This window comes from Cryobacterium sp. LW097, from assembly GCF_002205495.2.
Taxonomy (GTDB): Bacteria; Actinomycetota; Actinomycetes; order Actinomycetales; family Microbacteriaceae; genus Cryobacterium; species Cryobacterium zongtaii.
In genome coordinates, this window is sequence record NZ_CP021992.1 from 3,272,170 (window position 1) to 3,285,805 (window position 13,636).

At 69.1% G+C, this 13,636-nt stretch carries 11 protein-coding genes; 3 read left to right on the forward strand and 8 right to left on the reverse strand.

Annotation, left to right across the window (positions count from 1 at the left end; all coding sequences use genetic code 11):
- The first annotated feature begins 138 nt into the window (after window positions 1–138).
- Genes B7495_RS15360 through B7495_RS15370 form a run of 3 tightly spaced genes read left to right on the forward strand, consistent with a single transcriptional unit; the run spans window position 139 to window position 3,943 of the window.
- Entirely contained in the window at window positions 139–1,704 is a 1,566-nt protein-coding gene (locus tag B7495_RS15360) for a sugar transferase (RefSeq protein ID WP_088457348.1), read from the forward strand.
- 1 nt (window position 1,705) lies between these two features.
- Entirely contained in the window at window positions 1,706–2,968 is a 1,263-nt protein-coding gene (locus B7495_RS15365; RefSeq protein ID WP_088457349.1) for a DUF1972 domain-containing protein, read from the forward strand.
- A 24-nt stretch (window positions 2,969–2,992) separates the two neighbouring features.
- Complete coding sequence (locus tag B7495_RS15370) at window positions 2,993–3,943, forward strand: glycosyltransferase family 2 protein (protein WP_088457350.1); 951 nt, start codon at window positions 2,993–2,995, stop codon at window positions 3,941–3,943.
- A gap of 21 nt (window positions 3,944–3,964) precedes the next feature.
- On the opposite strand, the gene pip is transcribed toward B7495_RS15370, so the two are convergent.
- The 8 genes from pip to B7495_RS15410 all read right to left on the reverse strand — a co-directional run bounded on the left by pip (window position 3,965) and on the right by B7495_RS15410 (window position 13,598).
- Window positions 3,965–4,921 carry a prolyl aminopeptidase gene (pip, locus tag B7495_RS15375; protein ID WP_088457351.1) on the reverse strand — a complete coding sequence of 319 codons (957 nt, stop codon included), beginning with the start codon at window positions 4,919–4,921 and terminating at the stop codon, window positions 3,965–3,967.
- A gap of 76 nt (window positions 4,922–4,997) precedes the next feature.
- Window positions 4,998–5,825, reverse strand: coding sequence for an ABC transporter permease subunit (locus B7495_RS15380; RefSeq protein ID WP_088457352.1), 828 nt, complete (start codon window positions 5,823–5,825; stop codon window positions 4,998–5,000).
- Window positions 5,822–6,784, reverse strand: a complete 963-nt coding sequence (locus B7495_RS15385) for an ABC transporter ATP-binding protein (RefSeq protein ID WP_088457353.1) — start codon at window positions 6,782–6,784, stop codon at window positions 5,822–5,824. Before B7495_RS15385 ends, B7495_RS15380 begins: the two co-directional genes overlap by 4 nt.
- Window positions 6,785–6,947: 163 nt before the next feature.
- Window positions 6,948–9,056, reverse strand: coding sequence for an acyl-CoA dehydrogenase (locus B7495_RS15390; protein ID WP_088458130.1), 2,109 nt, complete (start codon window positions 9,054–9,056; stop codon window positions 6,948–6,950).
- 213 nt (window positions 9,057–9,269) lie between these two features.
- On the reverse strand, window positions 9,270–11,309 hold the full coding sequence (gene recQ / locus B7495_RS15395) for a DNA helicase RecQ (RefSeq protein WP_088457354.1): 2,040 nt from the start codon (window positions 11,307–11,309) through the stop codon (window positions 9,270–9,272).
- A 178-nt stretch (window positions 11,310–11,487) separates the two neighbouring features.
- Window positions 11,488–12,135: a copper resistance CopC family protein gene (locus tag B7495_RS15400; RefSeq protein ID WP_088457355.1), complete on the reverse strand. Its 648-nt coding sequence runs from the start codon at window positions 12,133–12,135 to the stop codon at window positions 11,488–11,490.
- A gap of 8 nt (window positions 12,136–12,143) precedes the next feature.
- Complete coding sequence (locus B7495_RS15405; RefSeq protein ID WP_088457356.1) at window positions 12,144–12,800, reverse strand: YcnI family protein; 657 nt, start codon at window positions 12,798–12,800, stop codon at window positions 12,144–12,146.
- 174 nt (window positions 12,801–12,974) lie between these two features.
- On the reverse strand, window positions 12,975–13,598 hold the full coding sequence (locus tag B7495_RS15410; protein ID WP_088457357.1) for a hypothetical protein: 624 nt from the start codon (window positions 13,596–13,598) through the stop codon (window positions 12,975–12,977).
- Window positions 13,599–13,636: the final 38 nt, after the last annotated feature.

Below are 13,636 nucleotides of genomic sequence, written 5' to 3' on the forward strand. Positions count from 1 at the left end.
GAACTGCAGGGGAATCTCCGTGAATACGTCCTTGACGTGTCGACCGATCCGTCGACCCCGAAAATCTCAACCCCCGAACCCGGCCCGGCGAGCCGGCCCCGGGCACGCCTGGTCTGCGGCCGGAAGCTTCGGTCACACATGAGCGCGCCCAAGCCGGGTTCTCCGCTGACCGAAGCGATCCCCCGCGGATACCGCGCTCCGTTACGCCTGGTCAGGCCCGCGACGGTCCCGGTCCCTGACGTTCAGGACACGGCCACGGCCGCCGCCGCCAGCGGCCTGTCCGGTGCGGCGTGGGCACGCCAGTACCGCACCAAGCTCCAGCTCACGGACGCCGCGGTGATCGTCGCCGCCGTCACCGCCGCCTTCCTGGCTCGGTTCGCGTTGGGCACCCCTATCGCGAACACGACCCCGATCCCGCTGTCGGCCTGGGCGGTCATCGGACTGGTGATCGGAACCTGGATCGTCACGCTGTCCACCTTCCGTACCAGGGCGCCGCGGGTCGTCGCGGTGGGAGCCACCGAGTACAAGCTCGTCATCAACGCCAGTGCGCTGGCCTTCGGTCTTCTCGCCATCGCCTTCCTGCTGTTGCAGGTCAACACCGCCCGTGCGTACTTCGTCTTCGCCCTGCCACTCGGGGTCGCGGCCCTGGTCCTGGAGCGGTGGCTCTGGCGCAAGTGGCTCATCCACCAACGCAAGTTCGGTCACTACCTCGCCCGGGCCATCGTCGTCGGCGGCCGGGACGACATCGAATACGTCGTGCGGCAGATCAACGACAAGTCGGGCGCCGCCTATCACGTGGTGGGGGCGGCGCTGGAGGACGAGAACACGACCAGCGTCACGTCGGCCGGGCACCGGGTTCCCGTGGTGTCCGATTTCGCTCACGTCGCCGCCGCGGCGCAGTCGTTGGGGGTCGATGCCGTGATCGTGGCCGGGCATCCGAGCCTGGGAAACACCTTCATCCGCAACCTGGGCTGGGACCTCGAGAAGACCTCGGCAGAGCTCGTGCTGTCGAGCCGCTTGACCGACGTCGCCGGTCCCCGCATCCACTTCCGCCCGGTCGAGGGCCTTCCCCTCATCCACGTCGAGATCCCCCAGTACGACGGCGCCAAGCACGTGCTCAAGCGCGCTCTGGACATCACCCTCGGCGCCACCGCGCTCCTGGTGATCAGCCCACTGCTCCTCGTGATCGGGGTCCTGGTCAAGCTGGACAGCCCAGGACCCGTCTTGTTCCGGCAGGAGCGGGTCGGTCGCAACGGCCGCACCTTCCACATGATCAAAATTCGTTCGATGGTGCGAACGGCCGAAGACGATCTGGCCGGGTTGCTCGACAAGAACGAGGGCGCCGGGGTGCTTTTCAAGATCCGCAGCGACCCGCGGATCACCCGGGTGGGCCGAGTCCTGCGCAAGTACTCCCTCGACGAATTGCCGCAGCTCTGGAACATCGTGGTCGGCCAGATGAGCCTCGTCGGGCCGCGCCCACCGTTGCCCGCCGAGGTCGAGAACTACGAGTCGCACATGCACCGGCGTTTGTACATCAAGCCCGGTCTCACCGGCATGTGGCAGGTCAACGGGCGCTCCAACCTCAGCTGGGAGGAAAGCGTTCGCCTCGACCTCTATTACGTCGAGAACTGGTCACTGGCCGGCGACCTGATGATCATCTGGCGAACCGTGAAGATCGTCATCCGCCCCCTGGGGGCCTACTGACATGGCGGCCCCCGGCCACACCGATCCGGTCACCCCCTCGAACGTGGGGGCGCTCCGGATCGCGATGATCGGCACCCGAGGCATCCCGGCCGCGTTCGGTGGATTCGAAACAGCGGTGGAGGAGGTCGGCCGTCGACTGGTCGATCGTGGGCACGCCGTGACGGTCTACTGCCGCTCCCGCAACTCGGCGCCTGGCCACCTCCCCCCGGCCACCGTCTACCTGGGAATGCGTCTCGTGCATCTGCCGGCACTGCGTCTGGGCGCATTCGGACCGCTCAGCCACACCGCTTTCTCGGTGGCACACGCCGCCACCGGGTCGCGCCCGGATGCCGCGTTCGTCTTCAACTCGGCGAACGCACCATTCGTGCCGTTCCTGCGCAGACGCGGCATCCCGACAACCGTGCATGTCGACGGCCTCGAGTGGAAGCGGGACAAGTGGGGCGGGACTGCCCGCCGCTACTACCGCTGGGCCGAGCAACAGGCGGTGCGATGGGCAGACGCCCTCATCGCCGACGCGCCGGGCATCGTCGACTATTACCACGCGGAGTTCGCCATCCCCACGGAGCTCATCGGCTACGGGACACATCTCCTACAGAATTCCCCGGCGACGCGGCTGGCCGAATTGGGCCTGCGGCCCCATGGTTATCACCTCGTTGTGGCCCGCTTCGAGCCCGAGAACCATGTCGACGTGATCATCGACGGCTACCGGCGCAGCAGTGCCACTCTCCCCTTGGTAGTCGTGGGTTCCGCCCCGCATCCAGGCGCATACGCGCGCAAAATCACCGCCCTGGCCCACGACCCGCGGGTGCGATTGCTCGGCAGGCTGTGGGACCAGGACCAGCTCGACCAGCTGTACGCCCACTCGGTCAGCTATCTGCACGGCCATTCCGTCGGGGGAACGAACCCGTCGCTCCTGCGCGCGATGGGAGCCAGGACCGCCGCAATCGCCTGGGATGTCAGGTTCAACCGCGACGTGCTCGGCGTGTATGGAGCGTATTTTCGGGACGCCGGGACTCTCGCGGCCCTGATCGAGGACGCCGAGCTGAATCCCCACCACACCCAGGAGGTCAGTGAGGCTCTGCAGCGTCGCGCCGCCGCCCTGTACAACTGGGGCCACGTCACCGACAGCTACGAAGATCTCGCCCGTCGCCTTGTCTCCGGATACAGCACCCAGGGCAAAAGCCCGGGACGCACCGGTCGCTCTCCCCGAAGAGGACGCACCGGTGCGCGGCCGCCGTCCACCGTGGCGCGAGGCGCTCTGTGACCATGTCGGCGGACCGGAGTTCGGGTGCCGCTGCCCGCTGAGCTGGGGATCGTTGTCGTCAACCACGGCGAACCCGATCTTCTCGAGCTCAATCTGGTCGGAATCGGGCGGCGCGCGCGCACCGGACGGGTCGTCGTCGTCGACAATTTCAGCGGGCTCGCCAACCGCGAAGCGACGACGGTGTTGTGCGCTCGCGAAGGCTGGACGCTGATCGCGCCGGGAATCGACCTCGGCTTCGGAGCCGCGGTCAACGCCGGGGTGCGGCTGCTTCGATCGCACGGCTGTGATCGCCTGTTGATACTGAGCCCCGACGTGCGCATCGACGAACCGGGGATGCTCACGCTGGCCCAGGGCTGCTCAGCAGAACCCCAGCGCATCCTGAGCCCTCGCATCGTCGGCACGGATGGCTCCTTGTGGTTCGGCGGCGGCACTGTGGACATCCGTCGTGGCCGCGCGCTGATGACCGATGATGCGGATAGTTCCGCGCCAGGAGGCTGGCTCAGCGGGGCGTGCCTGATGATCCACGCCTCCCTCTGGGATTGGCTGGACGGATGCGACGAGGGCCATTTCCGCTCGTGGGAGGACGTCGATCTGTCCTGGCGTTGCGTGGCCGCCGGCGGCTGCCTCGCGGTGCACAGCGACGTCACCGCGGTGCGGAGCACCCGTTCGTTCCCGGTCGCCGGAGTGGTGTCGCCGCTGGACGTCTACTCCGCCTGCCGCAGCCGGCTGACATTCGCCGCACGTCACCTCGGCCGGCGTCACATCGTGCAGTGGCTCCTAGCCAGCCCGGGGTACGCCGTCAGCGTGCTGCGCAACGGGAGGCACCGCTCCCGGACGGGTCGGCCGGGCGCGCTACTGGTCGCCGCCGTGCGTGGCACCGCCGCCGGTGCCGGGACGGCGCTCCGGACTATCGGCGCTGACACGCACGGTACCAGCGGTCACCGTGTGCACGCAGAACAGACGGCCGCCGGGTAATGCCGATCTTGACCCCGCAGGCTAGTTCGCGAAGCGGTCGGTGGCGTCGAGCAAAGCGGCGCGGATGCCGGGCTCCTCGAAGGAATGGCCGGCATCCGGGATCATCTGGAAGTCGGCCTCCGGCCAGGCCTGATGCAACGCCCAGGCGGTGAACGCCGGCGTGCACATGTCGTAGCGGCCCTGCACGATGACTCCGGGAATGTCCTTGAGCTTGGCGGCGTCACGGAGCAGCTGCTCGGGTTCGAACCAGCCCTTGTTCATGAAGTAGTGGTTCTCGATGCGGGCAAACGCCACGGCGAAGGCCGGCTCGGTGAACCGCTCGATGGTCTCCGGCTGTTGCAGCAGGGTGATGGTGGAGGACTCCCAAGTGGACCAGGCCACACCGGCGCGTTCACGGGTTGACTGATCGGGGTCGTGCAGCAGGCGGCTGTACGCCTCGATGAGCCGTCCCCGTTCGTCGACGGGTACCGGCGCGATGAAACCCTCCCACAGATCGGGGTAAATGGCCGCGGCTCCCCCCTCGTAGAACCAGTCCAGCTCGATCGGGCGCAGGGTGAAGATGCCGCGCAGAACGAGTTCGGTGACCTTCTCTGGGTGTGTTTCAGCGTAGGCGAGCCCCAGGGAACTGCCCCAGGAACCGCCGCAGACCAACCAGCGGTCGATGTCGAGGTGCTCGCGGAGACGCTCGATGTCGGCGACCAGGTGCCAGGTTGTGTTGGCTGTCAGGTCGGCATCCGGCGCACTGGCATGCGGGGTGCTGCGGCCGCAGCCGCGCTGGTCGAACAGCACGATGCGGTACTTCTCAGGGTCGAACACCCGCCGCTGGGTGGCGCTGGACGCGCCGCCCGGCCCGCCGTGCAAGTAGACGGCCGGCTTGCCGTTCGGGTTTCCGGACACCTCGTAATACAGGGTGTGGCCGTCGCCGACCTCGAGCATGCCGGTGTCGTACGGTTCGATCTCGGGGTAGAACTCTCTCATATGTCGAGCCTACGGCCCGGGCCGGGGGCTCGCGGCGCACCCCGCGCCGGGGTGCGCCGCAGGAAACCGTCGTACCTCAGGCGTCCCGACGCTTGAGCAGCACCGCGGCGCCGACCAGCGAGACGGCCACCCAGCCGAGCACGATGAGGACATTCTGCCAGGTCTCAAAAGTGGCACTGGTGAAGCCGTTGAGCCCGAAGATGGCCAGGCCGGCGTTGGAGATCAGGTACGGGAGCAGGTCCGCCAACCACTGGGCAGGGATCATCGACAACACGATCGGCAGCAGCAGCAGGATGCCGAGGGCTGCGGAAATGCCGCCGGCGCTGCTGCGTAACATGGCGCCGACGCCCAGGGCGAAGACGGCGACCAGCGCGAGGTACAGCGCACCGCCGAGCAACGGGAGCAACAGGTCGGGGTCGGTCGGGCTGGCCGTGATTTCCTTGCCGGCCAGGATCGGGGCGGCCACGAGATAGGACCCGAGGGTGCTGATCAGGCCGACCACGAAGGTACAGACGAAGAGCACAACGGCCTTGGCCGCCAACATCGGCAGCCGCCGAGGAACGGCGGTGATGCTGGACCGGATCATGCCCGTGCTGTACTCGCCGCTGATCGCGAGCACGCCGAGGACCGCCACGACGAGCTGGCCGAAGAAGACCCCGAAGGTGGCGGCCTGGGCGAGCATGCTCGTCTGCACGGCCGCGGGCAGAGAACCGCCCTCGGTGGGCAACGCGGCCGACATGAGTGCGGCCATGCCGAGCGAGATGACGATGACGGTGGCGTACGACCAGATGGTGGAGCGCACCGTGCGGAGCTTGATCCACTCCGAGCGCAGTTCACCACCGAAACTGAGGCCGGGTCCGGAAGGGACGAAGGCACGGACGGGGGCCGGGGCGATCGTGGTCATCGGACACTCTCCGTAAGGTCTGCAGCCGAGTGTTCGGCGGCGGGGTCATCGGAGGTGCCGCCGGTGCGGTACTCCACGTCGTTCTGGGTGAGGGACATGTAGGCCTCCTCGAGCGACGCGCTGATCGGCGTCAGCTCGTGCAGGGCAATGCCGGCACGGGCGGCCTGGTTGCCGATGTCGGCGGCGGTGATGCCGACGATCTCGAGCAGGTCTGCCTCGGTGCGGGTGACGGTGATGTCGGCGCTCTGGAACAGGGCGGCGAGCTCCGGCGCGTACGGGGTGCGTACCCGCACGACCTTGCGCGTGGCGGCGCCGATCAGTTCGGCCACCGGGGCATCCGCGATGACCTTGCCGCGGCCGAGCACAATGAGGTGGTCCGCGGTGACGGCCATCTCGCTCATCAGGTGGGAGGAGAGCAGGACTGTGCGGCCCTCGGCGGCGAGGTGGCGCACCAGATGGCGCACCCACTGCACGCCCTCGGGGTCGAGCCCGTTGACGGGTTCATCGAGGATCAGCGTGGCCGGGTCGCCGAGCAGCGCCGCGGCGATGCCGAGACGCTGGCCCATGCCGAGCGAGAAACCGCCGACGCGCTTGCGGGCGACGGAGTCGAGTCCGGTGAGTTCGATGACCTGCTTGACCCGGCTGGCCGGAATGGAGTGTGTCGCAGCCATGGCGAGCAGGTGGTTGTAGGCGCTGCGGCCGGTGTGGATGGCCTTGGCGTCAAGCAGCACCCCCACTTCACGCAGGGGCGCCTTGTGCTCGCGGTATTGCTTGCCGTTGACGGTGACCGAGCCGTGGCTGGGCCGGTCCAGGCCCACGATCATACGCATGGTGGTGGACTTGCCGGCCCCGTTCGGGCCCAGGAACCCCGTCACCCGGCCGGGCTGCACCGTGAAGTCGACGGCGTCGACCGCGGTCTTGCTTCCGTAGCGTTTGGTCAGGGACTGTGCCTGAATCATCCGGTTCCTCTTCCCGTCGGCGGGGACGGAACGCATGCCGCGTCGACCCCACAGACGAGAGTATGACGCCGGACCGGGCGCCCGCATCCGTCGAGCGGATGGTTACGGGGCGCCGCCCCTCATCCTCTGGCCGGACCGGACCGGACCGGGCAGGGCCGGCGGGTCAGGGGCGGCGGACCGGTTTTTCGGGGACGGGGGCGGTGCCGGCGGCCCGCTGTGCGCGGTAGTAGGCGCGGGCCTCGACCTGGCGTTCGCGTTCGGCCCCGGTGGCGATCGGTGCCCGCAGGTGTTCGGGGGCGTAACCGAACGCGTCGACGAGGTCGAGAGCGTGCGGCCGCAGCCTGGAGATGATGCGGTCGATGTACGCCGTGACCGCCAACGCCCGTTTGCCGGAGAGCCGTCCGTTGATGAGGTACCAGGCCGCATGCTCCTCGATCAGGCGCAGGCCGAACAGGTCGCGCAGCCAGGTGAGCACCTGCCGGGTGCCCGCGTGGGTGGTCGTCTCGACAGCGCGGGTGAACGCCTCCCACTGGAGAAGCTCCGCGTGGGCGCGGGCCGCCTCGATCAGCTCGTTCTGGTGGGAATTGAAGAGAGCGGCCGCCTCCTTCTTGGGCAGCTTGCTGGCGTTCCGCAACGACTGGGCGATGGCGGCGATCATGGTCTCGACCCTGTCGGTGAGCAGGGCTCGTTGGGTTCCGGTCTCCCGCAGCGCTCCGACGCTGCGCGCCGTGGAGCCGAAGTCGGCGACGGACTGGCCGAGTGTGCGCAGGCCGGTGCCATGGTAGGCGCGCCCCGCGGTCTGTTGCACCACGTACCTGGCCATCGCTCCGGCATCCGCGCCGGCGAACTTGCGGTTGTAGTCGGTGAGCAGACGCTTGGCCACCAGCTGCAGCAAAACGTTGTTGTCGCCTTCGAAGGTGGCGTAGACATCGAGGTCGGCGCGCAGCCCGACGAAGCGGTTCTCGGCGAGGAAACCGGCGCCGCCGCAGGCCTCCCTGGACTCCTGCAGAGTGTCCAGGGCGTTCCAGGTGGACAGCGGCTTGAGGGCCGCTGCGAGGGTTTCCAGGTCCTGCCTGTCGATATCCGTCGCCGCGGCGCCGCTGAACACCTGGTCGAACTTGACCAGGAACTCGTCGTGCGCGAAGGTCTGCGCGTAGGCGGTGGCCAGGCGCGGGATGAGGCGGCGCTGGTGGCGCTGGTAGTCGAGGATGACCTCTTCATCGGTCTCGCTGCCGGCGGTGAACTGGCGGCGTTCGCTGCCGTAGCGGATGGCGATGGTGAGCGCCAGGGCGGAGGCCTGGGTGGCGGCGCCGTCGAGGGACACCCGGCCCTGCACGAGGGTGCCGAGCATGGTGAAGAAGCGCCGGCCGGGGCTGCCGATCGGGCTGGAGTAGCTGCCGTCGACGGCGACATCGCCGTACCGGTTGAGCAGGTTGGTGCGCGGGATGCGCACCTGGTCGAAGTGCAGCCGGCCGTTGTCGATACCGTTCAGGCCGCCCTTGAGGCCATCGTCCTCGCCGCCGATGCCGGGCAGGAACGCCCCAGTGGAGTCGCGGAGCGGCACGTAGAAGGCGTGCACGCCGTGGTTGACGCCCAGGCTGATCAATTGCGCGAAGACCACGGCGGCGGTGCCGTCGATGGCGGCGTTGCCGAGGTAGTCCTTCCAGGCCGCCCGGAACGGGGTGTGCACAACGAACTCGCCGGTGGCCACGTCGAAGGTGGCGGTGGTGCCGATGGCGGCGACATCCGACCCGTGGCCGGTCTCGGTCATCGCGAAGACGCCGGGCACTGCGAGGGACATGATGTCGGGCAGCCAGGTTTCGTGATGCACGGTGGTTCCCAGGTGCAGCACCGCGGCGCCGAACAGCCCCCACTGCACACCGGCCTTGATCTGCAGGCTCGGGTCGGCCGTGACGAGCTCCTCGAATCCGGCGATGTTGCCGCCGTGGTCATCCGAACCGCCGAGCGAACTCGGGAAGGCCCGGTGCACGTGGCCGTTGTCGGCGAGGATCTTGAGCTGACCGAGCACCCGCAGGCGGTGGTCCGCCATGGACTGCCCCTCGATGCGCTGCAGGTCAGGGCGGGCGGTGAGCTCGCGGGCCTTCAGCCGCACATCGGCCCAGGTGCCGAGCAGGGTTCGCGACAGGGCGGGCAGGTCGATGCGCGGGGCGAGCGGGTCGCCGGCGACCCGGACGGGCCCGGTGTCGGTGCGGGTGTCGGTGCCGACCGCGTCGGGCCGGGCGGGAGTGGGGCGCTGGGCAGTGTCAACCATCATTGGTCCTAACGTCGGCGCGGAAGTCGAGTGTTCGACCACGTTAGATCGGGGGCGCCGAGTGCGGAAATAGTGCGTGACGGGGCTACAAAGAAGGGCGCGGCGCGGCGCACTCAGACTGTAGCTCTTCTACAACAAGGGGGCGACTCAACCTACCAAGGCCCACAAAAGGGGCGGCGGATGAGCTCCGCCACCCCCGTCGAACCGGGTGGGTCAAGCGTTCGCTGCGACGACCTCGAGCAGGGCCTCGCCGTAAGACTCGAGCTTCTTCGCACCGACGCCGGTGATGCCGTCGAGGTCCGCCAGCGTGCGCGGTTTCGCCGCCGCGACGGCCACCAGGGTGGCATCGCCGAAAACCACGTAGGCGGGCACGCCCTGCTGGCGTGAGGTGGTGCTGCGCCAGGCACGCAGGGCCTGGAACAGCGCCTCCTGCTCGGTGCTGAGCTCGGCGAGGCCGGCCTTGGCGGTGGCGGCGCGGGCAGCGGGGGTGCGCTTCACGGGCTTGTCGGGTTCGCTGCGCAGCTGCACGGGGCGGTTGCCGGCGAGCACCTCTGCGGCGGCCTCGGTGAGGATCAGGGTGCCGTATTCGCCGGAGGTGGCGATGAACCCCTGCGCGAGCAGCTGCCGCACGACTCCCCGCCACTGCTGGTCGGTGAGGTCGGCGCCGATGCCCCAGGTGGCCAGCTGGTCGTGGTTGTGCTGGGTGGTGCGCGGGGTGGTCTTGCCGCGCAGGATGTCGATGAGCTGGCCGGCGCCGAAGCGCTGGTTGCGTTCGCGCAGCAGGCGCACGATCGTGGAGAGCAGTTTCTGGGCGGGAACGGTGCCGTCCCAGGCCTCCGGCGGCGTGAGGCAGGTGTCGCAGTTGCCGCACGGTTCACTGGCCTGGCCGAAGTAGCGCAGCAGGTTGACCCGCCGGCAGTGCACGGTCTCGCAGAGCGCGAGCATGGCGTCCAGGTGCGCGCTCATCTTGCGGCGGTGCGAGAGGTCCCCCGGCGACTCGTCGATCATGCGGCGCTGCTGCACGACGTCCTGCAGGCCGTAGGCGAGCCAGCCGGTGGATGGCAGGCCGTCGCGGCCGGCCCGGCCGGTTTCCTGGTAGTAGCCCTCGACGGACTTGGGCAGGTCGATGTGCGCGACGAAGCGCACATCCGGTTTGTCGATGCCCATGCCGAACGCGATGGTCGCCACGATGATGACGCCCTCTTCGCGGAGGAACCTGGACTGGGTGCGGGCGCGCAGGCCCTGGTCGAGGCCGGCATGGTACGGATAGGCGTTCAGGCCGTTGGCGCGCAGGAACTCGGCGGTCTGCTCGACGGTCTTGCGGCTGAGCGCGTAGACGATGCCGGCGTCGGTGGGGTGCTCGGTCTTGATGAAGTTGAGCAGCTGCTTGCGCGGCTCGTTCTTGCCGACGATGCGGTACTGGATATTGGGCCGGTCGAAGCTGGCGACGAAGTGCTGCGCCTCGCCCATTTGCAGGCGCTCGGTGAGCTCCTTGTGGGTGGCGTCGGTGGCCGTGGCGGTGAGCGCGATGCGGGGCACATCGGGCCAGCGGTCGGCGAGCTCGGAAAGCGCGAGATAGTCCGGGCGGAAGTCGTGGCCCCACTGGGAGACACAGTGCGCCTCGTCGATGGCGAACAGGGCGATGGTGCCGCGATCGAGGAACCGCTTGGTGGCCTCGTTGCTCAATCGCTCGGGGGCGACGTAGAGCAGGTCGAGGTTGCCGGCGAGGTAGTCACGTTCGACCTGGTTGCGGGCGGCGGAGTCCTGGCTGGAGTTGAGGAACGCGGCGCGCACGCCGACGAGGGTGAGCGCATCCACCTGGTCTTGCATGAGTGCGATCAGCGGGGAGATGACGATGCCGGTGCCCTCGCGCACGAGCGACGGGATCTGGTAGCAGAGGCTTTTGCCGCCACCGGTGGGCATCAGCACGACGGCGTCGCCGCCACCGATGAGCTGGTCGATGATCTGGGCCTGCTCACCACGGAACGAGTCGTAGCCGAAAACCGTGTGCAGCGCCTCGGCGGCGGTGCCGAACTTGGCGGTGGCCCGCTTGGGCGGCGGCGGGGCGAGCAGCGTTGCGCCGCCGGCGGGCGGGCCGAAATCGACGGGACCGGAGCCGGCCGGGCCGGCGGCGGCCGACGCGGGCGTGGCGAAGCCACCCTGACCGTAGGGGTCTGGGGGCGGTGGGGCATCGAAGTCGTCCGGCGGCTCGAACTCGTCAGGATCCCACGGTATCTCGGCGTTCCAACTCACCCGCCAACTCTACCCGCGCCCACCGACGCCACCGGCCGGGGCGGCGGCATTGTGGATGGAGGCCACGGCCCGCCCGCAGCTCTCGCGAAAGCGGTGGTGTGGTTGCTTCGGAGCACCCGAGGTGACCGTTCCACCGCTCTCGCGAAATTGCCTGACCTACTGCGGGATGGGGTGATGGCTATTTCGGGGTGGGACGGCGCAGCAGCAGGAGCGTCACACCGATCGCGGCGAGGATTGCCACGAGCGCTCCGCCGATCCAGAGCAGGTCGGTGACGTCGACCGCCGAGCCGGACTCCGCGGCGTCGGCGCCGGCCGCTTCGGTGTCGGCCGGTCCAGTCTGGCCTGAACCAGCGGTGGCGCACTCGGGCGCGGTCGCGGAACCCTCGTTCAGCACCTGGGCCGCGTTGGGCTGCCAGGTGAAGGTGAAGGTGTCCGAGATCGGATGCCCATCGGTCGACACGACCTGCCAGGTCACCGTGTACTCCCCCGGCTGGCCGAGCTGCACCGCGGTTTCGAGGGTGGGCCCGGCGATCGTCGAACAGCCGTCGCCGTAGTATCTCGGCGCGTCGGCCGGGCCGGTGACCTGGATGACACTGCCCTCGCCCTGGCCCGAGAGGTCGAGCAGGTTGTCGTTGGTGGTGATCGATACGGTCCCGGGCTGCTCGGTGACGATCGAACCCGCCGCCGGTGTCGAGCCGACCAGGTAGTTGTGCGCAAACGCCGGGGCGGCCGTGGCGCCGAGACTGGCGACGGCCAGCACGACCCCGGCCAGCGCCGACCGCTTCAGCATGCGGGCGTGCCGGCGGCTGTTTCGGATGGGTGCCATGGGGGGCTCTATGCGGCGTTCTTGCGGCGGGCGGCGACGGCGACCACGAGGCCGACGGCGCCGACGATGAGACCGCCGATGCCGAGCAACCGGGCCAGCACATCGTCGGTGGCGATCGGCTCGGCCGCGGGGGCGCCATCCGCTGCGGCAGCGGCATTGTGACCGTGGCCGGACTCTGCGCCGGCCTCGGTGACGGTGAGCGACGGGGCCGGGTGGGCCGGTTCGGCCTCGCCCTCGACGACCGTCTCTGACCAGTCGGTCTCCCCGACCTCGCAAGACTGCCGCACGGGGAACGCCAGCGTGTCGCCGACGGCGGCGTCCTCGGGGATCTGCAGGCTGAGTACGAAGGTGGTGCGGAGGCCGTCGGCGAGCGGGGTGAGAGCCGTGTAGGTGACCTGGCCGTCGGTGAGCGGCGTGATGTCCCAGCCCGGGTTGATGGTGGGGGTGACGCTGGTGATGGTGTCGGGGATGTCGATGGTGATGCCGGTGGTGGCCGACCCGTCGCAGCCGTGGCCGAGCGAGAAGGTGAGCAGGCTGTAGGAGCCGGCGGCGGTCGACGACGGTTCGACATCGACGTGGGCGCTGGCGGCCAGCGGCGCTGACAGGGCGAGCAGGCCGGCTCCGAGAAGGGCGGTGGCGGAGAAGACGGGCGTGGAGAGCTTCATGATGGGTCCTTGGGTTGGTGGCCGGTCGACACGCGAGTGGTCGAATCGTGGCCGCGGCCCGCGCGGGGCCGACAGGCATGGCGGGGCTCGGTACGAAAATTCGACGGGGCGGCCGACGGATGGGTCGACATATATATAAGAGGTGCGAAGACTGAAGGTGGCCGAGGGTGACGCTCAGGCGAACAGGTGCACCGGCGGCCCACGATGCCGCATCGGACTCAGCAGGACGAGAAGGTCGCGGGGCGGCAGAGCGGCCGAGGACGCCGAGATCGTCTGGGGGATGTTCGGGATCGGGGTGAGCACGAGGAACCGCACGAGGGCCTTCAGGGCCACCGTCGCGGTGCTGAACAGACCCCAGAAGGCCCGCTCGCCGAAGCGGAGCGCCAGGACGGTCACCACGGCGGCGAGGACGTGGGCCCCGGTCATCATCAGCCCGTGACCGGCGCCGGACATGGTGCCGGCCTGCATCGATGATGGCACCAGCACGGCGACGCTGCCCGCGCTGTGGGCGTGCGCGGTTGCCGCATCCGTGGTCACCAGGGCGCCGCCCGCGCTGCCGAAGGAGAACAGCCCGTGGAAGACGAGTTGACTCAGCAGCACCGCCGCGGTGAGTCGCCAGGTGGACAGGGTGCGGCCGGACAGGGCGATGGAGACGATCCCGGCGAAAGCCAGGGACACGACCACGGCCAACAGGCCGGGCACGGCTCCGCCACCCACGGTGTGCGACAACGCGGCAACAAACGTGGAGACGGCCGCGACGATCCACCCACGGGCGAAGCGCGCCCAGCGTGTGGTCATGATTCTCCCTTTGTCACGGTTCCTCGAATCTATCAGGA